Genomic DNA, 23,223 nt, shown 5'->3' with positions numbered 1-23,223 from the left:
CGAGCCTTCGCACACGACGCTAGGCACCGGGCGTCTCGCCCGCAAACCAACTCCGCCACGACGGATCCGTGCCGGAGCCCAAGGGTGCGCCTAATGTTGGCTTGACCGGTCAGGCACTTGGCAAGCCGTTGTGAAACCCCTCCGAGAAGTCGTCCGTTGTAGGCTGACCAGCCCGTCCTGTCGGAACCCACCGCGCAGGTAGGGGGGTCGGGACGCTCGCGGAAGGAGGCCAGGGAGTGAGCCGCTACCACGCATATGACCCCCTTGCGCGCATCTACGATCGGCACTGGGGGTTCTTCGCGACGAGCGTGTACCCGATCCTCGACCATCTCGTCTTGGGGAAACTCTCGCCCGGCTGCGCGGTCCTGGATCTCTGCTGCGGCACGGGACAGCTTGCCGCCGAGCTGTCGCGGCAAGGCTACCTCACCACGGGGCTGGATGGTTCCGCCGCGATGATCGAGGTCGCGAGGAAAAACGCTCCGGACGTCGAGTTCATCGTCCAGGACGCCCGGAACATCGACTTACCCCGCAGGTTTTCGGCCGTTCTCTCTACCTTCGACAGTCTGAATCACGTGATGAGCCTGGGCGAGCTGGAGCAGGTGTTTCAGAGTGTCTTCACCCTCCTCGAAGGCGGCGGCTACTTCGCGTTCGACCTCAACATGGAAGAAGGTTACCGGTCCAGGTGGCGCGGTTCGTTCGCATATGTGGAGGAGGATCACGTCTGCGCGGGTCGAACTTCACATGACGCGAACGAGAAAACCGGAAGGTTCGACGTCACCCTGTTCGAACCGAAGGGTTCAGGCTGGGAGCGGACCGATTTCTCTCTGACTCAGCGCTGGTACGAAGAAAGTGAGATCCGGGAGCGGTTGCGAAAGGTCGGGTTCGAAGAGCCGCAGTCTTTCGATGGGAACGAACCCATCGTGGAGGGCGCGCCGTATGAGGGCAGGATGTTTTTCGTCGCAAGGAAGCGTTAGAAGCCTGGGCCGGAGCACGCAACTGTCGAACCAAGGCTCCCGCGGGAAGGCAGATCAGGTAACCGCGCTGAAGCGTACGGATGACTCTCCGCGTAGGCACGAAGGGAGGGCAGGGTCATCGGAGGACATGTGAACAGACTGCAGGTCGAGGATCCGGGCGCCGAGGCCGCCGCCGGACCGGAGGAGGCGAACCCGCGTGCCCGGAGGCGACCGCGACGCTGGCCTGGCCGGGTCGTGCGGTGGGGGGTGACGGCCGTCCTGCTTGCGGTGCTTCCTTTCATCCTCCTCGTCCGCGGAGGCGTCTTCGCCTACCAGCAATGGGGGCTGGGCGCGTGGTCCTCGCTGGCCGTCTCGGCGGCCGCCGCCGCGCTGCTCCTGGCGTTCTACGCATGGGCGGCGAGCCGCCGCCTGGGGGCGGGCAAGCGGCTCAGGAAGTTCGCGACTCGGGTCGCGGCGCTCGCCGCCGCCGCGTTCGTGCTCTACTCGCTGCTGGTCATCGCGGGTGGCAACGTGAAGTCGGAAGAGGTGCGAGCCGAGTACCTGGGTCTTCATCCCCTGCTGCGGCTGGCCGTCTCGGTCTTCGTGCTGGCCGACGCCGACGCCGTGATCACCGATGCGGCTCGCACGCCCGAGTTCTACGCTCGCGCGGGGCTCCCATCCAACGAGTCTTCCCTGCACTTCCGCCAGGACGACGGATTCGTCCACGCGCTGGATCTTCGCACCGTCAACCGGCCCGAGTGGCGGAACCTCGCGGCCGAACTCGCGTTCCGGGCGATGGGCTTCCACACCCTCCGCCACGTGGGCACGGCCGACCATCTGCATGTGTCCCTGAGGTAGGCAGACTGGAATTCCGTTCAGTCCATGGTGTATTTCAGCATATCGCTGAAAACGCTGCAGAGAGTGAAATCGATCTGGCTCAGCGGATTCGGCCCTGGGTAGACCCGTGGCCTGAGGCAGATCAATGAGGGGAACTGAAGGGGACATGACCATCGAAAGCGGACCGGCGGAACTGAAGCTTCGCGTGCTGGATGTCGGGTATCGCCGGGGGGAGTGCGTGGTGGGTGGACTCTCGCTCGACATCGTGCCCGGCGAGGTGCTCGCGGTGGTGGGACCCAACGGCTCGGGCAAGACGACGCTCTTCCGCACGCTGCTGGGTGTGCTGGCTCCGATGGATGGCGAGGCCCTGGTGTCCGGCACGGGCCCGGCGGACTACCGGCGCCGGCACGGTATCGGCTACCTGGCGGAAGACACGGTGCTCCCGCCGCACTGGACCTGCGACGGTCTGCTCGCGCTGGCGGCGGCCGCGGCCGGTCCGGACGCTGACATCGGGCGCGCGTGTCGGCTGGCCGGTCTGGACTACGACACCGACGGTCCGGCCGACTCGCTGTCCAAGGGGATGCGACGCCGGCTGGCGCTCGCCATGGCGCTGATGCGACCGACCGGGTTGCTCCTCCTGGACGAGCCCGAATCGGGACTGGATCCCGGGCAACGGATCCGCCTCCGCAGGCGGATCGAGGAGATTCGCGGCCGGACCACGATCCTGGTCGCGAGCCACGACCTCGGCGAACTGGCGATGATGAGCGACCGCGTGCTCCTGATCGACCAAGGGCGCGGGCGCATAGTGGAGCCACCGGAAGGCGGCTTTACCCGCGAGTTCCTGGAGGCGGAGTTCGTCGGGCTGGAAGGGGCGGTGTCATGAGCGGTGTCAGGGACGGTGCCGCAGACGGTTTCGTGAACATCATCAAGGTCTCCCTCCGGAACGCGGTGCGCCGCCAGTGGAAGTTCGCGGTGGTGGTGTTCGTGTTGGGCGTCGGGGTCGTCATCCTCACGTACGCCTACGACATCGCGGAGACCCTCGAACGTATACAGGCCGTGGGGCAGCAGATCGAAAGCGAAGGCGCCGAGCCGTCCGCCGAGCAGGTCGAAACCATGGCGCGTGGTGCGGGGATGTTCGCCCTCTTCAGCCTGTTGAACCTCGCCTTCGGCTTCGGCACGACCCTCTTTGCCTTCCTGATGCCGGGCGGAATGGTCGCGGACGAGCGACGCAGCGGTGCGATTATGCTGTGGGCGCAACATCCGATGCCGCTGCGCTCCTTCTATCTGCAGCGATACGTCGGCATACAGGTGGCGACGTTCGCCGCGCTCGCGATCTTCGGTCTGACAGCCGCTGTCGCCGCCCTGCCGGCCGGGATGGCGCCGACCACGGAACTGGGAGGAGTGGCGAGCATCTGTCTCACCGGTGCGCTCGCATGCGCGATCAGCTTCGCCATCACCTCCCTCGGCATCCGTCGGGCCGCGCTCCTCGGGCTCCTGTACTATCTGCTCTCGGGTGCTGTGGGCTCGCTGCTCGAAAACCCCGCCCTGGCAACGTTTCCAGCGGTGGAGTCGGCCCGGGCTGTCCTGCAGTTCGTCATCTTCCCCGCCGGAGTCATACGCGACCTGGTCGCGGGGTTCGGGTCCGGCGCGGCCTGGGACTGGGGAGCGACGGGATTGGCCTTCTATCACTTCGTCCTGTGGACCGGCATCGCGTGCCTCGGGCTCCACAGGCTTGAGAAGCGGCCGCTGAAGCTGTAACGCAGGGAGATCCCATGTCTCCAGAGTCCACCGCGCCGCTTGCCACAAGCGCGGTGGTGTGTAACCTTTACACACCACCCCAAAAAACCCTGACCGAGGGTGAGATGGCTCGACGCGTCAACATCATGATGGACGAGGACTCGTGGCGTGTGATCCGGAGGCTGCCGCGCGGCACTCGCAGCCGTGCCGTCAACGCCGCGATCCGGGAGTGGTCGGGCACTTCCGCCAAGCGGGACGCCTCCGCCCGGATGGATGCGCTCCGCGCACGGTTACCCGTGGTCGAAACGGACCAGATCGTCCGATGGATACGGGAGGGGCGGGAGCGGCGGCTGTCGTGATCGTAACGCCCGACGCATCGGTTCTCCTCAAATGGGTTCTTCCGGGCGACGACGAGCAGGACACGGACGTCGCACTCGCATTGCGTGCCGAAGCGGTCGCCGGAACCCTTGATCTGGTCGTTCCTCAGCTCTGGATCTACGAGGTGGGCAACACGCTGGCGAGACGGTTTCCCGATGATGCCGACGAACTACTGGCATCGCTGGCCGATTTCGGCCTGACCGAGGCGCGGCTGGACGCCAGGTGGAGAACCCGCGCCGTGTCTCTTTCCGTGACGTACGGAGTCGCCTTCTACGACGCGGCGTACCATGCCGTGGCCCTCGGCCTCGGGGGTGTGTTCGTGACAGCGGACGAACGGTATGTCCGTCGCGCCTCGAGAGCGGGAGGCATTTCGTCTTTGAGACTCTGGCGAATCCCTTAGCTCGGGTTCCGTGGTCAAGCCTCTCTTCGGCTCCGGTAGTGTGCGGCCTGCATCCGGCTGACGGCTCCGATGATGATCAGGAGAACGAGGGCCAGCGGAATCTCCAGCACCCGGCCGGCCAGTGCGGTGGCCGCCTCCAGGGTCTCCGCGCCCGCCTCGTCCAGACGGCCGCTCGCCGCCCAATCCACGATGTCCGGGACCCAGGACGTCACGATCCACAGGCCCCACCACCAGGGCAGCAGAGGCGATACGGGCACCGCGCGCCAGTCGGAAGGATTCACGGAGGCACGCCAGATCTCTCTCATCGCCTGGTACGGTTTCCAGAACCACGCGATCGGCACGAAATGCCATCCGACCGCCCATCCCGGCGTGAAGTGCATGTCGGCCGCGCCCAGTTGCCTGGCATTGTGATTGGCGCGAAAGATCCACGCGAGCACGAGGATCGCGGTGGTGAGCCCGATCGCGATTTCCGCGATGAGCCAGATGATCGCGCCTGGCGTCCGGCCCTCCCGCGATCCCTCGCCTCCGCCCACCTGCAGGCCGCCGGCAACCTCCCATGCCGACACGAGCGCCACCGCGATGCCCGCGTAGAGAAAGATCCGCGTCCACTTCGTGAGCACGGTCGGGTCGCGGAACCCGGCGTGCGAGCCTGTGTCTTCGCCGGTCGCCCGATTGGCGTCGTCCATGTTCTTCTCCCGGAAGAAGGTTACGCGCGGTCGAATACCGGCGATCACGGTAGGGTCCAACTCAGCCTGACGGCGGCGTGTACCGCCCATCGATGGCGGTCCAGCCGCCGTCGGCGAACAGGACCGTCCCGGTCACGTAGCTGGCGGCGTCCGAGGCGAGGAAGACCGTGGGGCCGGCCATCTCCGCGGCGCTGCCCCAGCGGTTGAGGATGTTGCGCGCGGCGTAGGCGCCGTACCAGTCCGGGCGGCCTTTGATCGGGGCCGTGAGCGGCGTGTCGATGACGCCCGGCGCGACCGCGTTGACCCGCACCCCGCGGGGCCCGAGTTCGGCCGCGGCGGTGCGCACCAGTTGCACGATCCCCGCCTTGGTGGCGGCGTACATGCTCTGCCCGGGCTCGACCACGACCGACCGGATGGAACTGAAGAGGATGATGGACCCCGATCCCTGAGCGCTCATGATCCGGCCCGCGGACTGAATGACGTGGGCGCCGCCCTTGAGGTTGAGGCCCAGCACGCGGTCGATCTCCTCATCGGTGTAGTCGAGGAGGGGTTTGCGCACGTTCACGCCGGGGGTGCAGGCCACGACGTCGAGGGACCCGCGGGCCGTCGTGATGTCCGCGAACGCGCCGGTGATCGCCGCGCCGTCCAGGATGTCGAGGCGGGCGGAGTCGGCCTCGCCCCCCGTCGCGCGGATGGTCGCCGCCGTGCGGGCCGCGGCGTCCGCATCGATGTCGAGGCAGGACACGTACGCTCCCGCCTCCGCGCACCCGATCGCGACGGCCTCGCCGATGCCGGAGCCGCTTCCGACGATCGCGGCGGTGCGTCCTTCCAGGCTGAACATCTGGGTCATGGAGATTCTCGGGCAGGGTTTCGTGTGGTGCAGGGCGCGACACAATGTAGGGGTATGCACCACGTAAACCCACCAGCCGGCACGCGCCGGGAGGACCGGGTCCTCGCCGAAGTGGAGGCCGCCCGCGACGAGATCGTGGTCTTCACGGCGGAGATGATCCGGATCCCCACGGTGAATCCCCCCGGGGAGTGCTACCGGGACTGCGCCGAACTGATCGGGCGGCGGCTCGGGGCGACGGGCCTGGCGGTCGAGTACGTGGAGGCGGAGGGGCGCCCGGAGCATACCGCCGACCACCCGCGAGTGAATGTGGTGGGGCGGGGGGCCGCCCTTCCGGGACGTCCGCGGCTCCACCTGAACGGCCACTTCGACGTGGTCCCGCCGGGGGACGGGTGGACGGTCGACCCGTTCGCGGGCGTGGTGCGCGAGGGCCGCATCTACGGGCGGGGGGCGTCGGACATGAAGTCCGGGATCGCCGCCGCGGTCTTCGCGCTCGAGGCGTTGCGGCGCGCCGGGATCGAACTCGAGGGCGCCGTGGACATCAGTGCGACGGTCGACGAGGAGAGCGGCGGGTTCGCGGGGGTCGCGCACCTGTGCGAGGCCGGGGTCATCTCCAGCGACGACACCCGCTACGCCATCATCCCGGAGCCGTTCGGGCCCGGTCGCGTGTGCGTGGGGCACCGGGGCGTCTACTGGTTCGACGTCGTCGCACACGGCCACACGGCCCACGGCAGCATGAGCCACCTCGGCCGCAGCGCCATCGATGACATGGGCGCCCTGCTGGAAGCCTTCCGAACCCGGCTCGCCCCCGACCTCGCGACGCGTCTCTCCGCCCTGCCCGTCGTGCCGGAACCCTCCCGCCGTCCCTCGCTGAACGTCAACGCGATCACCGGCGGGCAGTCCGGCGAGGCGACCCAGTCGCCGTGCGTGGCCGACCGCTGCGCGGCCACCTTCGACCGCCGCTTCATCCCGGAGGAGCCGTTCGACGAGGTCCGCGCCGAAATCGCGCGCCTGGTCGCGTCGGTGGAGGGCGACGACCCGGAACGCCGCTTCACGATCGAGGAGCGCATGATCGTGCACCCCACCTCCGCGCCGCCCGGCTCGCCGCTCGTGGCCGCCCTGTCCCGGGCGGTGGAGACGGTCATCGGCCGTCCTCCGGAACTCGTGGCGAGCCCCGGCACCTACGACCAGAAGCACCTCGCCCGCATCGCCGGCATCGAGCACTGCGTGGCCTACGGCCCCGGCCCCCTCGAGGAGGCCCACCAGCCGGACGAGTCCTGCGCGGTCGACGATCTCGTGGCGTGCACGCAGGCCCTCGCGCTGACGGCCCTCGAACTGGTGGGCCCGGCGTAGCTCCCGCGTACACCGTCGAAGTAAGGCCTACCCGGTCACGACAATCGAGATCACAAACGCGGGAAGCAGCACCAGTGAATAGAGCACGTACACGCCGACCGACTTCGCCACCGTCAGTACCCAGCCGTTCTCGTAGTAGCGCCGGAGGGCGATGACGAAGTAGGGGTACGGAATCAGCAGGCAGCCCGCACGGACCCAGCCGCCCAGCCCCGAGTCCGGGAGCAGGAGCGCGACCGCGTAGATGAGAAACGTGAAGGTCTGGACATGGATGGCGAAGACCAGGTGCTCCACGTAGAAGCGCTTCCTCCGAAAATGGAAGACGGCGAGGACCAGCCCGAGGACCGGCAGCACGAAGAACATCGCGATCGGCATGTTCGCGAGGAGGCGCCGGCGGACAACCGAGGGATCGTGAAAGATGTCGATCGCGGCCATCACCATGAACCGCGCGATCCAGTTCCGCTCCTCGAAGTCCTCCTCGGCCGCGGAAAGGACGACTTGTCTCCCGAAATCCTCTTCCGAGCGACGGAGAATGTCGTCGGCCTTCCTCCGTTGTTCCGGCGGTAGTGCCGCCGTGAAGGCCGCGAGGCGCTCTTCAGTCGGTGGCCGGGTGACGGCGTCGGAGAGCTGGGTTGCGGCATTTTCCCGGTCCTCCTCGGTCATGCCCGTCACGACCACTTCCCCGAAGTCTCCGAACAGCGACAGCAGGAGGAAGAAGACGAAGCTGGCGAAGATGTAGAGCCTCACGGGCGACACGAAGCTGACCCGCCGGTTGCGCGAGAACTCCCGGGTGAGGCTGCCGGGCCTGAAGAAGAGAAGCTTCAGCGTGCGGAAGAGCCGGGAATCCAGCTCGAACATCTCGCGCAGAAACTCGAGAGCCACGGAGCCGAGCGAACGGGCGTAGTGCCGGTCGCTCTGCCCGCACCCCGCGCAGAAGCTCTCCGGCCGCTCGCGCCCACAGTTCGGACAGTCGCGCCCCCCGGCGGTCGTCGTGCTGTCGTGGCCGGACTCCGACATTCTCTCTCCTACGCGTTCCGTTCGATCCAGTCGGTGGGAGGGAAAGCCCCGGCCCGATCGATCAGCTCGCCATCCCACGACACGACCTCGGCACCCAGCCAATCGGCGAGGGCGGCGTAGAGAGCGTCCCCGGAGCGCAGAAAACCTCGGGTGCCGACCTCGAGGGCCCGTTGGAGCATCGCCCGGTTCGATGAGTACACGGTGACCAGCGGAGAACCCAGCATTTGATCAGCCAGGTTCCGTCCGCGCTCGGCGTCGCGCAGCCTCCGCGCGAGCGCGCAGGCGATCTCCAGCTTCGCCAGCTCCGGGAGAGAAACCGGGAGTTCCCGTTCCACCACCAGGGAGAGAAAGGCTCGGCTCGACTCGGAAAATCCATCGGTCGCGTCTGCCGCCGACACCCACACGCTGGCGTCAATGACCAGCGTCGTCACTCGGCTCCCAACCGGTTCCGGTCGGCGGCCAGCTCTTCCCTCGCCGATGGGCCCCCGGGCGCACGCTTGAGCGCTTCGTCGGCCGCATCGAGCCAGGAGCGCAGCCATGCGTTGGGTGCCTCGCGGGTCTCCGCGCCTTCGTCCTCGCTCAACCAGCGCCGATAGAGTCCCGTGGTGACTTCGCGAATGGTCAAGCCCCGCAGTGCCGCCTCCGACTTGACTTGTCGGTACAGGTCATCCGGAATATCAATGGTCGCCTTCATGGCGCCATGATAGCTGTATTACCGTAAACCCGTCAACGTGCGGCACGATCACCCCGGGGGCGGCCAACCGCATCACGCGGCGCTCCACCAATGGGCGGGTCTCAGGCGCTCGCCGCGTCCACCGATGGAGTCCAGCCAGAGCGCGAGTCGCCTGAGCCGCGTCCCGGCCATCCAGCGCCACACTCGACTCCATCGGCGGCGATAGTCGCGGTTGTAGGGACAGACGCGCACGCAGATCGAGCAGTCGGTGTTCTGGTTGGCCCAGAATCGGAAGCACTTCTCGGCATCCGTGGTCCATTTTCGGATGCCCTGGATGTTCGACCGGTTGTGGACCAGGGTGGACGGCTCACCGTCGGCGATCGCCCCCGCGGGGCAGCCGTTCGTGCACGCGCGGCAGATGTCGCACGTCTCCTTCACGCCGAATCCGGCGGGCCTGTCGCGGGCGAGCGGCATGTCGGTGAAGACCTTGCCGAGCCGGACCCGGGGGCCGTACTCGCGGGTGATGAGGAGACCGTGGCGCCCGTATTCGCCCAGCCCGGCCTTGATGGCGAGCGGGATGGCGAGCGCCGAGTCGTTCATGCTGGCCACGGCGCGATAGCCGAGATTGGTGATGTACTGCGCGATGGCCAGCAGCACGATGGTATCCCGGGAGTAGGTGGCGCCCGTCGCGGCGCCGCTCAGCGCGGAGGGCGCCGTCCGCAGCAGTTCCCGGTCCATGGACTGCGCGATCACGATCACGGTTTCGAGATCGGTGGAGATCTCCTGCGGTTTCTCGTGCTCGTTTTCGCGGCTGTAGGCATGCGTGTAGAGCCACCGCTCGTCGTTGCCGGTGATCCCCACCAGATCGGCGCCCAGGGTCTTGGCGGCGTGCTTGATCTCGCGCGCCATCTCCTCGGGAGACGCCACCGGCGGCGTGCTGCCCGGGCCCTCGCGAACGGTGGTGTACGGATCCAGAAAGCCCTCGCGACGGTCTTCGCCGTCACGCAGTTCGGCGAAGACGTCCGTCACGTGCCAGGACGCGTTGCGCAGCGCGTAGTCACGCTGCGTGAAGCCGTCGACGGAACGCCAGGTCAGCTTCGGCGTGCGGTACGTCTCGTAGAACATGTCCGAGCGGTGCGTACGCACCTCCGGGTCCCAGAACGAGCGGCAGAAGATGTCGTCCCTCTGCGAGAAGCGCCGAAAATCCTTCCGGACATCGAAACCGGCTTCCCTGTCCATTCAGAAATCCCTGCTACCGCATTCGGTACCGGTCCCGGCCACCCGCTTCTTCTCCTCTTCCAGCCCGTCCAGCGGCACGCCGTCCGTAATCCACGCCGGCGCCGGCTCGCCCTTCAGGTAGTGCCCGAACCACTCGAGGATGCGGCGGTGGTAGTCCTTCTGGTTCGCCTCGTCACGGAAACCGTGGTCCTCCCCCTCGTAGACCAGGAGCACCATCTGCTTTCCGGCGCGGCGGGCGAAGTTGAAGAACTCGGTCCCCTGGTCCCAGTCCACCACGCCGTCCTCGTCGCCGAAGGCCATCAGCAGCGGCGTCTCCATGCGGTGGACCTCGTGGATCGGCGAATTCCGGCGGTGCGCGTCCGGGTCCTCCCAGAACGGCACCTCCATGCGCGCCTGGCCGGTCTCCCAGTGGCTCAGTTCGGCGATGCCCGGGTTCCAGTGCAACTGGCCCATGAAGCTCACGAAGTCGGTGAGCGGCGCGCCGGCCACGGAAGCCGCGAAGATGTCGGTCCGGGTGGGCAGGAACGTCGCCTGGTAGCCGCCCCACGAGTGCCCGATGAGCCCGACCGCGTCCGGGTCCGTCACCCCCATCTCGACGGCCTTCGCCACCGCCGCGCGCACGGACTCCAGCGCGCTCACGCCCGGATCCCGCGCCCGGTACACGATGTCCGGCAGCAGCACCGCGTACCCGTGCTGGGTCCAGGCGGTGTAGTTGTAGTAGTCCCGCTCGCTGGGGACCTCGAAGAGGTGCATCTGCGGGGAGAGGATCTCGTAGGTGTACACGATCGTGGGGACGGCACCGCCCTCCTCGTAGTTCGCGGGGAGAAGGAGGACGAACTGGAGGTCGCGACCCGATTCGCTCACGAAGTCGACCAGTTCCGCGCGGCCCCACGCCACCTCGTCGATGAAGGGGTTGATCCCGGTCACCCGCGCGGGGTCGGCGAGGCCGGGCCCCGCCGCGAAGTAGTCCGGCGGGTCGTCGAAGCGCTCGGCGCGGTAGAACAGCACGTCGGCGCTGTCGGCGCGTTCGAGTCCGCGCACGTAGGCGTCCTCCAGGACCAGGGTCTCGGCCGAATCCCGGTCGCGGGCGCTGGCCCAGCCGGTCGTGAAGCGGGCGTAGCCGCGCTCTTCCGTCTTCTCGTTGTAGAGGGACAGGTAAGGGCGCGCGTCGGGGTCGAAACCGGGCTCATTGTCGTCGTCCGTCACGCGGGTCAGTCGGTGGGTGATCCCCGTCTCCGCGCCGCGCGTGAGCCGCTCGCCCCCCGAGCCATCGGGCGCCACGCGCCAGACGTCGTGTTCGTCGTAGAGCAGGACGGCGGCGTCGCCCTCAAGCCAGCCGCCGGGGCCGAAACCGTGCGGGGGGATGACGTCCGTGGGCGTGTCGTAGTCCGTGTCGGCGAAGTCGGCGGCCAACGCTGACGTGAGGTCGTGCGTGGCGCCCGTGGCGATGTGGAGGCTGTGGTAGGCGGAGCCATCCCACGAAATCAGCCAGTCGCCGCCCGCGCTCGGCCACTCGTAGCGCACGCGGGTGAGGAGTCGGCGGCGCTCGCCGGTGTCCGCGTCGATGGCCCGCACATCGTGGTACGGACGGCCGAACATCGCGCCCCACGGGTAGGGTTCGTCGATGTCCTCGAGCGCGTACTTCCAGCCGTGCAGGAGTTGAGCGGAGCCCATGAGGTCGGATCCGAGGACGACGGCGCGATCCTCGTCGAGGCGCCAGACGGCCAGCAGCGATCGCGTGTCGTCGCGCCCCTCCGAGACCCGCTGCTCCGGGAAGAGGCGGACATCGCCGGTATGCCAGATTTGCAGGTCCGGGAGGTCGGGTTCGGCGTCGTCGGTCGGGGCGTCGTCGGCGTCCGGGTCCGCGTTCTCCGGGTCGTCGGACGGGGCGGCTCCCGGCTCGTTCTCCGCGCCGTCGCCGGCATCGTCGGCGGGATCTTCGTCCGCTTCCTGCTCGATCGGCCGCAGCCCCAGGGAGATCATGCGGCCATCGTCCGACCAGGCGGGGGCGCGGTGCCGGACAGCCTCGAGCGTGTCCGGGATGCCGGCGGTGCCCGCGCCGAGGACCAGTGTCTCGACGCGTCGGTCCAGGTCGCGCCAGGCCAGAACATCGTAGGCCGTGCCGTCGGCGGAAGCGGCTTCGCGGGAGCGGAGGACGGCCAGGTCCGCGGAATCATCGCGCCAACTCAGGCTCCGGTAGGCGGAACCGGAGGCGTCGGCGGAACGCAGCGTACCCGCGCCCGCGTCGTACACCTGCACGCCGTTGCCCACATCGGCGCCGGTCGCGATGGCGAGCGCGAGCAGGGATCCGGCCGAGCTCCAGGCCATCTCGGTCACGTTGCCGAAGCTGGTCTCCGTTCCCGTGGCGAGCGTGACGATGCGGACATCGGCGCCCTTGCCCGCGGGCTCATCCGGCGCGTAGCCGCGCAGCGCCAGGAACCTGCCGGAGGCGTCGAAGCGCGGCTCGGAGACCGCGTCGAACTCGCGCGTCTCGCCGGTGTGCAGATCCATCAGCGAGGCCTTCTCACGGATCGGTTCGTCGCTCTCTTCGAGCCGCTCCCGTTCCTCCGGCGGCAGACCGACGGTCCAGCTCAACCAGCGCCCGTCGGGGGAGAACCGCGGCGCCGAGCCCCACGGGAAGACCCGGACGGAGTCCTTTGCGACCTTGCGCACGCGCAGTTCCGACTTCTCGTCCACCCGGGTGACGACGTAGGCGATCCAGTCACCGGACGGTGAAAACTCCGCGCCGCCGAGCCGCTCCCAGCGGCCGTAGTCTTCAGGGGTGACGAGTGGTCGGTCCTGGGCGGAAGCGGGGGATGGAAGGACGAGCGTGAGACCGCCAAGGGCGGCGAGTCCCGCGAGCATCCGGAAGCGGGCGGGGAGGATCCGAGTCATCGGGGACTCCTTCTCCTTGAGGTTGCTGATCGACTCTATGGGCGAGGCGCCCGCCGGGGCCAGTGTCGACAGAGCAACCCTTACGGTCCGCTACCGCTGAAGACGCAGGACGAAAAGGCCCTCGTCCCAGCTCGTGGCGACGAAAACGCCGCTCTCGAACCAGGGATAGGTCGACCACGAGCCGGCCCACGACGTGTTGTCATGGCTGGCTACGGTATCGAAGAAGCCCCGCTCCACGGGCGTCGCCGCGTTCGAGATGTCGAGGATCCGAACTCCGAACGCGTAGTTGGAGTGGTAGATGGAGTTGCCGCGGACGTAGAGGTTGTGGTCGATCGCCCCCGTGGGACCCGGATGCTCCCTTACGAGGACGGGATCATCGAGATCGACCAGGTCCCACACGAGCAGGCGCGTCCGGGAGACCCGGCCGTTCAGTTCATCCAGTTCATCGTTCTGGTAGAAGTACCGATGGTCTTCGCTGAGCCACCCCTGATGGACGTAGCCGTAGTCGGCGTAGGCGCCGGTGGAGAGCGCCCTCGGGTTCGCCTTGTCCGTCACGTCCGAGACGACGATCGCGGTCTCGTTGGCGCCCACGCAGATCTCTCGACCGGCGTACGCGCCGTCCGGCCCGCCATATACGACGCACTGGACATCGTGCGTGTATCCCCTCCCTTGGCGCCCGGTGCCCGGGACGGCGTGGCACCCCGCGAAGCTCGGGCTCGTCGGGTTCGAGAGATTGATCATGTGCAGCCCGCCCCCGCACGTGTCGCCGCCACGGTTGCTTCCGACGGCGTAGGCGAAACCGGTCTCTTCGTTGATCGCGAGGTTGTGGACCGCGCTTACGCGGGTATACCGGGCGTCAGCCGAGAGTTCGGTGAAGGCCGCCAGCCCGCGCAGCCGCGTCAGGTCGAGAATCTGCATCCCGTGGCCGGCGATGTTGTCCGCGACGACGTAGACATGGTCCGCGTACACCTTCATGTCGCGCCAAAGGCTCGAACCGGTATGGGATGGGAGGAACGCAATCGGCCGCGGCGCGTGAGGCGTGGAGAGGTCGACGATCGAGAGCCCGTCGTCGCGGCCGACCAGGGCGTACTCGACGCCCGTCTGCGGGTCGGTCCATCCCCAGACATCGTTCACGTGGGTCGCCGCCCTCCCCGGCCGCAGGGCGCTGGCGGTCATCCTCGCGACGAGGTCCACACCGTTGCACGGGAACCCGCCCGCCGACCCGCCCTGACAGGCGGTCGTGCGCACCAGGACGGGTGCGGTGGACAGGGTTGGAGGATCCGTGTCCCGTTCGACGGGGCCCGCAAGGCTCTCGCCGCACGCGGTGAGGATCAGAGTCGAAACGAGAGCGGCCGTCGTACGCCTGACGCGCGCGGTTCCGAGATCGGCAAGCATTCATCCACCTCATCTATTCCTTCTACGAGGGAGGAGTCGCCTGCCGAACCACCCCTCGGGTCGTCCGGCGCTGTGCAACATGGAAGCAGGGCCTATCGGCGTCTGGCGCGGTCTATCGGCGTCCGGCGCCGCCCCGCTGGATCAATGTTCTCGCTCCCTCGGAATTGTTGATGACTCGTTAGTGGCAGTACCCCGAACGCCGAGGGAGGGTCCTGAAGGAGAGGGCCGGGAAGCCGGGTGGCGGGTTCCACCGCTACTGCTGGAGGCGCAGGACGAAGAGGCCCTCGTCCCAGCTCGAGGCGACGAAGATGCCGCTCTCGAACCAGGGGTAGGTCGACCAGGAGCCGTCGAACGTCTGGTCGTCACGGTCCGGCACCGTGTCGAAGTAGCCCCGCTCCATGGGATTCGCCGGATCCGAGATGTCGAGGATGCGCACCCCGAACGTGTAATTCGAGTGGTAGATCAACCCCTCATGGACGTAGAGGTTGTGATCGACCGCCTCGCTGGGGCCCAGGTGCTCCTTCGCGAGCACCGGATCGTCGAGGTCGGTGACGTCCCATACGAGCAGGCGCGTCCGCGACACCCGGTTGTTCCGCTCGTCCGCCTCATCGTTCTGGTAGAAGTACCGGTGGTCCTCGCTGAGCCACCCCTGGTGGATGTAGTCGCGGTCCGCGTAGGTGGCGGTCGACACCGTCACCGGATTCGACTTGTCCGTCACGTCGGAGACGACGATCGCGGTCTCGTTCGCGCCGATGCAGATCTCGCGACCCGCGTGGTCGCCGTCGGGACCCCGGTATACGACGCACTGGACATCGTGCGTGTACCCGCTGCCCAGCCAGCCCGTCCCCTCCGCCGCGTAACACCCCGCGAACGTCGGGTTCCGCGGGTCCGAGAGATCGATCATGTGCAGGCCGCCGCCGCACGTTTCGCCGCCCGAGTTGCTGCCGACGGCGTAGGCGAAACCGGTCTCCTCGTTGATCGCGATGTTGTGGACCGCGCTCACCTCCCGGTAGCGGGCATCCGCGCTCAAGACCGTGAACTCCGTCAGTCCGCGAAGCCGGGTGAGGTCGAGCACCTGCACTCCGTGCCCCGTGATTTCGGCCACGACGTACGCGTGATCCGCGTACACCTTCACGTCGCGCCAGGCACTGTACGAGGTCGGGGAGCCCATGAACGCGATGGGCCGCGGTTCGATCGGAGTCGAGAGATCGACGATGGCGAGCCCGTCGTGGCGTGCGACGAGGGCATACTCCACACCCGTCTGCGGATCCGTCCACCCCCAGATGTCGTTCACGGCCCAGCGATCGCTCGTCCCGTCGGGGGTTCGTCCCGGTGTCAGGTTCGGCAGGGCCACGCGCCCGACGAGGTCCACACGCTCGCACGGGAAGCCGCGCGCCCTCCCCCCCTCGCAGGCGGCGAGCAGCGTGGCTACCGGCGGCGGTTCGGGCGGTTCCGGCGGTTCGGGCGGACCCGTCGGGCTGTCGCTACACCCGACGATAGACTGACATGAGAGGAATGCCAGCAGGAGCGTCGCGGCTCGGGTGGAGACGGAACGGCGCTTCGGCTTCATGTCTCCCGCATCTTCCGCACACTCAGTCTCTCAGAAGCAGCCGCGGTCCCAGGAGCCTCCCCGGGTCCGCGTCCGGCTTCGGGGTGAACTTGTTGATCCAACCGCCGCTGTAGGAGGCAATATACAGGTTGCCGTCCGCGTCCATATCCAGCTGGTGAGGCAGGGAGAGGCCGCCCGGCCATGTCCCGCGCCCGATCGCGCCCGCCGCGCCGTAGGCGCCCCAGTAGTCCTGGAGGACACCGTCGCGGTCGTACTTCAGAACGCGGTTCAGCGTCGCGTCCAGGACCCACACGGCGCTGTTCGCGTCGAGCCAGATGTTCACGGGATCGAAGATGTTCGGCCATTCCTCGATGAACTCGCCGTCATGCGTGAACAACTGGAGGCGTTCGTTCTGCCGGTCCGCGACATAGACCCGGTCCTCGTCCACCGCGAGACCGTGCAGGAGATCGAACTCGCCCGGGCCGGTGCCGAGCCCGCCCCACTGCATGATGAACTCTCCGTCCTCCGAGTACTTGATGATCCGCGAGTTCCAGTACCCGTCGGCCAGCAGGAAGCTCCCGTCCGGGAGGAACGCGAGCTTCGATGGCCAGCCGTAGGTGTAGGGTCCCCAGTCGGATCGGGCGCGGGCGGCCTCGCGCGTCTTCGGGTGGTCGCGTTCGCCGAGGCGCATCGCGATCTCGCTGCCGTCGTTCGTGAACTTGACGACCTGCATGTGCCCTTCTCCGCCGCCGCTGTCGATCACCCACACGTGCCGGTCGGGGTCGTAGGGGCTGATGTACACCTGGTGCGGGAGCGTGAAGATGGAGTCCCACTGCGCCCACTGTTCGACGATCTCGCCGTTGCCGTTCGCGACGACGACGTAGTTCGTGCGCCGCAGCCGGCCCTCGCGCGGGGCCGAGCGGTCGGCGGGCCAGTCGCCGCGCGTGACGACGATGATGCGGTCCGCGTGGTCCACCGCGACGCCGGCCACCTGCCCCCAGCCCCACGCGTCGTCGTGGTCGGGAGCAGCCTTCCACCAGCCGGCTACGGGATCGTACGGCCCGGTGCGGTCGTCTCCCCCCTTCACGACGGCGCCGTTCGCTCCGTCCATCGTGGCGGCGGCCGCGCGGTCGCCGGCTTCACATGCCGAGGCGGCAAGGGACGCGGCGAGCATGACGGTCAGGCAAAGCGGTTGGGTCTTCATGCTTCCTCTCGGGGCTGGCGGTCAGCGCGCGCCCGGCTTGCCGCTGTCGGACCGTTTCTCCTCCTCGTCCGTCGCGGCAGGCGCCCAGGGGTCGTTGATTCCCGCGCCGGGGCAGGAGTCCCCGGTGTCCAGGAAGTGCGTGTGCAGGCACTCGAGGGTCGCGCCGAGAGTCGTCAGCAGTTCGACCGTCTCCGGGAACGGGACGCGGGTGAAGAAGCCGGCCCGGCCGCCGCGCGCCATGTCTGCCGTGGATTGGCCGAGGCGGGTGATCGCGGAGACGTCCCCGCCCCGGGACACGAGATACTCGATGAGGTCGTTGTCTCCGCGGGACGCCGCGTAGTGCATCGGAGTGTAGAGCCACGAGTCGCGATGGTTCACGTTCGCGCCGAGTTCCTCGATCAGGTACCTCACGGCGGGGATGAACTGGTCGGGCCGGTTGCGGACGCTGAACGCGCCCAGCCCCAGGTAGCCGCCACCCGCCGCCGCGTGGATCGGCCAGGCGTTGGGCGCCCCCTCCGGAATCCAGGGCAGCGCGGAGTCCTCCTGCTGCCGGCCATCCTGCTGCCGCCGCTCGCGCATCCCGACTTCGGGCCAGCGCGTGGGGATGTGCGGATCCGCTCCGCGCGCGACGAGGAGCTTCATCGCCTCGAGGTCCTGCGCGAAGGCCGCCCGCCAGAACGGCGTCGCTCCCGTGAGGTCGATCCCCATCTTCGTGAGGCCGTATTCCCAGTACCACAGGTGCGTGTTCAGGCGCGGGTTGGGGTCGGCCCCGGCCTCGAGCAGCGCGCGGAGCACGTCCATGTGCCCGGCGTCCTGCAGGTCCTGCGCGCGCGGCTGCGGGTAGTTGGACTTGGGCGCCCACTGGGTCTGGAGGACGGCGAAGAGGGGCGTGGCCCCGTCCGTCGAGGCGGCGAGGTCGGGGTCGGCGCCGCGTTCGATGAGGACGAGCGCCAGGTCGAACTGGCCGTTGAGCGCCGCCATGAGGAGGGGGCTCGTGGCGTCCGCGCTCACCCGGTCGATGTCCGCGCCGCCGTCGAGGAGGGCCGTGGCCGCTTCGATGTGGCCCTCGCGCGCCGCGTGCAGCAGCGCGGTCATCCCGCCGGTCCGGCCGACGAGCACCTCGCGGTACGGGGGACGGATGAGGTCGGGGCCGCCCGGGTAGTCGGGCCCCACGCGGCCGAGCGAGTGCGCGCCGACGTCGCCGACGTCGGAGCCCGAGCGGAGGAACTCGCGCTGGGCGCGGATGGCGGCCTGAACGCGGGCCGGGCCGGGCTCGCCCGGCCACTCGGCGTCGGGGTCCGCATCGGGGTCCGCATCGGGGTCCGCGTCGGGGTCCACCTCGGGCCTGTACGGTCCGAGCGTTTCGGCCGGCGCGCCGATCATGTCCCGCATGCGGCGGTTGGCCTCCCGGTCCAGCGCCAGGCGGGGCAGGACGTCGACCACGGCGGTCGTGAGGCCGGGGTCGGCGCCGGCCTCGAGCAGCGCGGCGACCGCGGCGGGCCGGTTCGCGGCGGCGGCGAACATCAGGGGGGTCTGCCCCGCCGACCCCTCCCGGGCGTTCGGATCGGCGCCGTGGTCGAGCAGCGCGGCCACGGCGGACCGGCCGTCCACGGCGGCGGCGGCGAGGTGCAGCGCGGTCACGCCGCTGTTCGTCGTCGCGGCGTTCGCGTCGGCCCCGGCCTGCAGCAGGAGCGCGACGACGGGCCCGTGCCCTCCGCGGGCGGCCAGGTGCAGCGGCGCATAGCGGCCGATCCGCGTCCCGGCGTCGACCGCCGCGCCCGCGTCGAGCAGCACCCGGGCCACCTCCGCGCGGCCGCTCTCGGCGGCGAAGTGCAACGCGGTCATCCCATCCCCCCGCGCCGCGCTCACGTCCGCGCCGTTCCCCACGAGCGCGCGCACGACGTCCACATCCCCGCCGCGCGCCACCTCGAGCAGCCGGTCGTTGGAGGCGGACGCTCCCTCCTGCGCGGCCGAACCCGCCGGCAGGAGGGCCGCAATCGCGAGCGCGACCGCGAAGGCTCCCGCGCCGCGCCTCATCCCGTGCCGCTCCCGCCCGGGGCCGCCTCGCCCGTGAAGTCGAGCGGGAAGAGTCCGTCGCTGTCGCCGAACGAGGCCATCTCCGGGTGCCCGATCTTCCGCATGAGGCTCACGAAGGCGTTCGCCATCGGCGTCCCGTCGGGGGCCCGCAGATGGACGCCGCCCTCGAGCGCCCCGTTCGCCCCGCCCATGATCAACAGCGGCGCGCGCCGGTGGTTGTGGAGGTTCCCGTCCGCCATCGGCGAACCCCACACGATCGCCGTCTTGTCGAGCAGCGAGGCGTCGCCCTCGACCGTGTCGCGCAGCTTCTCCAGGAAGTACGCGACCTGGCCCAGCCGGTACGTGTTGATCCTGTTGAAGTCCATGATGTCCTCGGGGACGTTGCCGTGGTGCGACGCCCCGTGGACGGACTTCGTCGTCCCGCTCGCCGGGAAGGTCCGGTTGGACTGATCGAAGCCGGTCTTGAAGGTGATGACGCGCGTGAGGTCGGTCTGCAGCGCGAGCAACTGCAGGTCGAACATGAGCCGCATGTGCTCCTCGAAGGAGTCCGGGACCCCGGAAGGCGCCTCCGGCATCTCCCGTTCCTCCCCGCTCGCGTTGCGCGCCTCGACGAGCTGGATCCGGCGCTCGATTTCGCGGATGTGCTCGACGTACTCGTCAAGCGCGACCCGGTCCGCCGCGCCCAGCGTCCTCCTGAGCCGAGCGACCTCGGTCGCGATCCAGTCGATCATGCTGCGGTCCGTGCGGCGGCGTGCGGCCCGGTCCTCGGCCGAGTCCCCGGCGCCGAACAGGCGTTCGAACACGACGCGCGGCTCCCGGATGGCCGGCAGCGGCTGGTTCGGCGACGCCCAGGCGAGCGACGTCGTGTACGCGCAGTGGTAGTTGTACGCGCAGCCCCCGCCCCGATCGATCCCCTCGATGCAGAGTTCGAGCGAAGGGAGCACGGTCTCCCGCCCGAAGCGCTTGGCATGCAACTGGTCCAGCGAGGTGCCGAGGAAGATGTCGGACCCCTGCGTCTGCTTCGGATGCGCCTGGGTGAGGAACACCGCCGTCGACCGGTCGTGGTCGCCGCCGATCTCCTCGGCCCGAAACGCTTCCGCCGAGCGACAATCCGTGTTGCTCACGATCGTCATGTACTCGCGGAACGCCTCCAGCGGCTTGAGTTGGCTGTCCGCGACCAGCTCGAAGTCGCGCCCGGTCGCCGCCGGCGCGAACAGGTGCCGGGCGTCGCCCCAGTCGCTCGAACCCGCCGCGCCCATCGACTCCTCGATGCAGACCAGACGCGTGAATTCCGCTGCCCCGGTCGCCCTGGCCGGGTCGGCCCACAGCCGTCCGGCGGGGACCATCGCGTCGAGCAGGGGCAGCGCCACGCTGGCGCCGGCCCCTCGCAGGAAGGTGCGGCGCGAGAGGTGTGTGCCGGTGATGAAATTCATGAGCCCACTCCGCTTCTCAGGCTATTTTTCATTCGGTCTTCCGATTCCCCCTCTTCCTCCACGGCGGGCGCGGGACGCGCCATCCGGAAGGGGTCGCTGTTCACGACGCCGAGGATGAACGAGGACATCCGGTAGTCGTTGGCTTCCGCCTCGCGCGCGATGGTCCGGATCCCGGGCTGGTCGAAGTACTCCGCGCGGCGCCCGATCGCGTACGCGAGCAGATGCGCCGCGAAGTTCCGGACGAGCGGGACCGGCCGCTTCATGAGCAGGTCCACGAGTTCCGCCGGCGTGCTCACGTCGGTCCCGTCGTAGAAGGTCCCCCGCGTGTCGAGCGCGACGCCGTTCTCACGGATCCGCACGCGACCCGTCACGTCGTAGTGGTCGAGCGCGAGCCCGATCGGGTCCATGAACCGGTGGCACGAACGGCACGTCGGGTTGGCCGCGTGCATCTCCAGCCGTTCGCGCGTCGTCAGCAGCCGCCCGCCCCGGGCGGACTCCGTGTCGTCGAAGGCCGGGATGTTGGGCGGCGGGGGCGGCGGCGGCGTGCCCATGAGCACCTCCATCACCCACTTCCCGCGCAGCACCGGCGAGGTACGCGCGGACATCGACGTGAGCAGCAGGACGCTCCCGTGCCCCAGCACTCCGCGCCGGCTGGCGCCCGGGTAGCTCACCCGCCGGAATTCGGGCCCCGCGACGCCCGGGATCCCGTAGTGGCCCGCGAGGCGCTCGTTCAAGAAGGTGTAGTCCGCCGTGAACAGTTCGAGCAGACTCCGGTCCTCTCGAATCAGGTGATCGAAGAGGAGTTGCGTCTCCCGGACCAGGTCCTCGCGAAGCTGGCCGGTGAAGTCCGGATAGAGGTAGGGCTCGGGCTGGTTGTCCTCCGCGTCCTGGAGCCGCAGCCACTGCGAGGCGAAGCGCGTCGAGAGCGCCTCCGCGCGGGGGTCCGCCAGCATCCGGCGCACCTGCGCCTCGAGGACCGCCGGATCCGAGAGCCCTCCCTCCGCGGCCAGCGTCAGCAGTTCGTCATCCGGGCTCGCCGCCCAGAGGAAGAACGAAAGGCGCGATGCGAGGTCCACGTCCGCGATCGGATAGCTCTCACCGGGCGCGACCTCGGGCGGCGCCTGCTCGAGACGGAAGATGAAGGAGGGGTTGGCGAGGATCGCCTGCAGCGCGGTCCGCACCCCGATCTCGAACCCGTCCTCCGCCGCGGCGCCGTCGTAGAAGGCCATCGGCCCCGCGAGATCCTCCTCCGTCACCGGCCGCCGGTACGCCTCGCGCGCAAGCCGGGTCACGATCGACTCCGCGCACGCCCGAGCCTCCTCGCGGGCCGCCGGCCCGGACGCCCCCGCCCCGGACGCCCCCGCCACGGCCTCGCCACGCCCCGGATGGCAGTGGAATATCCTCTGCCGGCTCGCCGTCTCGGAGACGCCCGTGCTGCGCCGAGGGCCTGTGATCATCAGGTCACTCAGGTGCGGCAGGGCCGTGATCCCGTAGTTCGCCCACGCCTGGGAGTCCTCGCCTCCGACGAAGGACCAGCCGGGCGTCTTCAGACGGTCCTCGTACGGCCCCTCGATCGTGCGCACGAACGCCGCCGCGACCTGGCGCTGCCCCGCCTTCACGAAGATGGGTTCCGTCCGGATCGGCACCGTCGAGCGCCCGCCATGCTCGAGGCCGAGAAGGGCGACCCCTTCCCCGTCGATCGAGATGTCGATGTCCTGGAAACCGGTCCCCTGCCCGAAGAGCGTCTCGATCGAGACCACGTACTCCCCATCCACCGGGAAGTCGTGGGTCACGACCATCCCGCCGCGCGTCCCGTACGGCGCGCCCTCGATGTGATCCCAGGCGTGCTGCGAGACGTCGATCGGGTTCGTGTACTTCGCGGTCTTCGAGGGGGCGGCCGGGTTGCCGACGGCGATCCGGCTCACCTCAGTGGCGGCCCGCAAATAGGCCTCGAGGAGGGTGGTCGAGAGGCCCTGCGCGTCCGCCATGTTGTCGAAGGCGCCGAGGTAGGTGTCCGCCGGGAGCCAGCGGCCGGCGTCGATCTCGAGGTCGAGGAGATCGCGGATGACGCGCGCATATTCGGCCCGGTTCAGCCGCTGGAAGCGCCGGGAGCCGGGGTTGCGGTCACGGGCGGCGTCGCGGTCGACCACGCTCTCGAGCGTCTCGACGAGGGCCAGCAGCGTGTCCGCCGAGGGCCGGCGTTGACCGGGCGGCGGCATCATCCCCGCGCGGAGCTTCCGGATCATCTTCTCCGCCGTGGGGGCCCGCTCGTGCGCCGCCTCCACGTCGAACGTCTCCAGGATGAGGTTCCCGCGCAGCAGGCGCTCGTTGTGACAGCGGGCGCAGTAGCGCTGGACGACGGCGGTCAGATCCGTCGTGTCGACGAGGGCGGCCAGGTCGTGATCGGAAAGGGGCGCGGTGGGCGCCGTGCCGGACGCACGATCCCCCGAAGGCTGCCCCATGAGGGCGAACCACAACCACAGAACCGCACCCGCACTCAATGTCTTCACGCGCCCGTCCTTCGAGAACGACGGATGACGCTGCCTCGCAACCTTTCAACTTAGGAAGCGCGATCACCACGGGCCACGGCAGT

The 23,223-nt window shown here is 69.0% G+C and carries 20 protein-coding genes; 7 read left to right on the top strand and 13 right to left on the bottom strand.

Annotated elements, in window-relative coordinates; translation table 11 throughout:
- Nucleotides 1-236 precede the first annotated feature (236 nt).
- From ACOGXI_RS12985 to ACOGXI_RS12960, 6 genes are all read left to right on the top strand, one after another.
- On the top strand, nt 237-974 hold the full coding sequence (locus tag ACOGXI_RS12985) for a class I SAM-dependent DNA methyltransferase (RefSeq protein WP_419939269.1): 738 nt from the start codon (nt 237-239) through the stop codon (nt 972-974).
- Nucleotides 975-1,103: 129 nt separating this feature from the next.
- Nucleotides 1,104-1,811 carry a hypothetical protein gene (locus tag ACOGXI_RS12980; protein WP_419939268.1) on the top strand — a complete coding sequence of 236 codons (708 nt, stop codon included), beginning with the start codon at nt 1,104-1,106 and terminating at the stop codon, nt 1,809-1,811.
- Between the two features lie 145 nt (nt 1,812-1,956).
- Nucleotides 1,957-2,673 (top strand): ATP-binding cassette domain-containing protein, encoded by a 717-nt coding sequence (locus tag ACOGXI_RS12975; RefSeq protein WP_419939267.1) that lies wholly within the window; start codon nt 1,957-1,959, stop codon nt 2,671-2,673.
- Nucleotides 2,670-3,548: a hypothetical protein gene (locus ACOGXI_RS12970; protein ID WP_419939266.1), complete on the top strand. Its 879-nt coding sequence runs from the start codon at nt 2,670-2,672 to the stop codon at nt 3,546-3,548. The genes ACOGXI_RS12975 and ACOGXI_RS12970 overlap by 4 nt, the downstream gene beginning before the upstream one ends.
- 104 nt (nt 3,549-3,652) lie before the next feature.
- Nucleotides 3,653-3,886 carry a hypothetical protein gene (locus ACOGXI_RS12965; protein ID WP_419939265.1) on the top strand — a complete coding sequence of 78 codons (234 nt, stop codon included), beginning with the start codon at nt 3,653-3,655 and terminating at the stop codon, nt 3,884-3,886.
- Nucleotides 3,883-4,305: a type II toxin-antitoxin system VapC family toxin gene (locus ACOGXI_RS12960; protein WP_419939264.1), complete on the top strand. Its 423-nt coding sequence runs from the start codon at nt 3,883-3,885 to the stop codon at nt 4,303-4,305. Before ACOGXI_RS12965 ends, ACOGXI_RS12960 begins: the two co-directional genes overlap by 4 nt.
- A 14-nt stretch (nt 4,306-4,319) precedes the next feature.
- Here ACOGXI_RS12960 and ACOGXI_RS12955 read toward each other — a convergent pair whose 3' ends face one another.
- Both ACOGXI_RS12955 and ACOGXI_RS12950 read right to left on the bottom strand, forming a co-directional pair.
- Nucleotides 4,320-4,991: a DUF4328 domain-containing protein gene (locus ACOGXI_RS12955; protein WP_419939263.1), complete on the bottom strand. Its 672-nt coding sequence runs from the start codon at nt 4,989-4,991 to the stop codon at nt 4,320-4,322.
- Nucleotides 4,992-5,052: 61 nt separating this feature from the next.
- Nucleotides 5,053-5,841: an SDR family NAD(P)-dependent oxidoreductase gene (locus ACOGXI_RS12950; protein WP_419939262.1), complete on the bottom strand. Its 789-nt coding sequence runs from the start codon at nt 5,839-5,841 to the stop codon at nt 5,053-5,055.
- A gap of 54 nt (nt 5,842-5,895) precedes the next feature.
- Between ACOGXI_RS12950 and ACOGXI_RS12945 the strand changes: the two genes are divergently transcribed.
- Complete coding sequence (locus ACOGXI_RS12945; RefSeq protein WP_419939261.1) at nt 5,896-7,191, top strand: acetylornithine deacetylase/succinyl-diaminopimelate desuccinylase family protein; 1,296 nt, start codon at nt 5,896-5,898, stop codon at nt 7,189-7,191.
- 27 nt (nt 7,192-7,218) lie between these two features.
- On the opposite strand, the gene ACOGXI_RS12940 is transcribed toward ACOGXI_RS12945, so the two are convergent.
- The 11 genes from ACOGXI_RS12940 to ACOGXI_RS12890 all read right to left on the bottom strand — a co-directional run bounded on the left by ACOGXI_RS12940 (nt 7,219) and on the right by ACOGXI_RS12890 (nt 23,140).
- Entirely contained in the window at nt 7,219-8,205 is a 987-nt protein-coding gene (locus tag ACOGXI_RS12940; RefSeq protein WP_419939260.1) for a DUF3667 domain-containing protein, read from the bottom strand.
- Nucleotides 8,206-8,213: 8 nt separating this feature from the next.
- Complete coding sequence (locus tag ACOGXI_RS12935) at nt 8,214-8,636, bottom strand: type II toxin-antitoxin system VapC family toxin (RefSeq protein WP_419939259.1); 423 nt, start codon at nt 8,634-8,636, stop codon at nt 8,214-8,216.
- Nucleotides 8,633-8,830, bottom strand: a complete 198-nt coding sequence (locus tag ACOGXI_RS12930; protein WP_419939258.1) for a hypothetical protein — start codon at nt 8,828-8,830, stop codon at nt 8,633-8,635. Before ACOGXI_RS12930 ends, ACOGXI_RS12935 begins: the two co-directional genes overlap by 4 nt.
- Nucleotides 8,831-8,971: 141 nt before the next feature.
- Complete coding sequence (locus ACOGXI_RS12925; RefSeq protein WP_419939257.1) at nt 8,972-10,117, bottom strand: 4Fe-4S double cluster binding domain-containing protein; 1,146 nt, start codon at nt 10,115-10,117, stop codon at nt 8,972-8,974.
- Entirely contained in the window at nt 10,118-13,012 is a 2,895-nt protein-coding gene (locus ACOGXI_RS12920) for a prolyl oligopeptidase family serine peptidase (protein ID WP_419939256.1), read from the bottom strand. It abuts the gene before it with no gap.
- Nucleotides 13,013-13,102: 90 nt separating this feature from the next.
- Nucleotides 13,103-14,407 carry a choice-of-anchor B family protein gene (locus ACOGXI_RS12915; protein ID WP_419939255.1) on the bottom strand — a complete coding sequence of 435 codons (1,305 nt, stop codon included), beginning with the start codon at nt 14,405-14,407 and terminating at the stop codon, nt 13,103-13,105.
- 253 nt (nt 14,408-14,660) lie between these two features.
- Nucleotides 14,661-15,977 (bottom strand): choice-of-anchor B family protein, encoded by a 1,317-nt coding sequence (locus ACOGXI_RS12910; RefSeq protein ID WP_419939254.1) that lies wholly within the window; start codon nt 15,975-15,977, stop codon nt 14,661-14,663.
- 22 nt (nt 15,978-15,999) lie between these two features.
- Nucleotides 16,000-17,160, bottom strand: coding sequence for a 6-bladed beta-propeller (locus ACOGXI_RS12905; protein ID WP_419939253.1), 1,161 nt, complete (start codon nt 17,158-17,160; stop codon nt 16,000-16,002).
- A gap of 21 nt (nt 17,161-17,181) precedes the next feature.
- Nucleotides 17,182-19,197 (bottom strand): ankyrin repeat domain-containing protein, encoded by a 2,016-nt coding sequence (locus ACOGXI_RS12900; protein ID WP_419939252.1) that lies wholly within the window; start codon nt 19,195-19,197, stop codon nt 17,182-17,184.
- Nucleotides 19,194-20,630, bottom strand: a complete 1,437-nt coding sequence (locus tag ACOGXI_RS12895; RefSeq protein ID WP_419939251.1) for a DUF1552 domain-containing protein — start codon at nt 20,628-20,630, stop codon at nt 19,194-19,196. Before ACOGXI_RS12895 ends, ACOGXI_RS12900 begins: the two co-directional genes overlap by 4 nt.
- Nucleotides 20,627-23,140 carry a DUF1592 domain-containing protein gene (locus ACOGXI_RS12890; RefSeq protein WP_419939250.1) on the bottom strand — a complete coding sequence of 838 codons (2,514 nt, stop codon included), beginning with the start codon at nt 23,138-23,140 and terminating at the stop codon, nt 20,627-20,629. The genes ACOGXI_RS12895 and ACOGXI_RS12890 overlap by 4 nt, the downstream gene beginning before the upstream one ends.
- Nucleotides 23,141-23,223: the final 83 nt, after the last annotated feature.

The sequence above is a fragment of the Candidatus Palauibacter sp. genome, assembly GCF_965208055.1.
In the GTDB taxonomy this organism is placed as follows: Bacteria; Gemmatimonadota; Gemmatimonadetes; order Palauibacterales; family Palauibacteraceae; genus Palauibacter.
The sequence above is the reverse complement of the archived record's forward strand: the minus strand, read 5'-3'. Positions and strand labels throughout refer to the sequence as shown.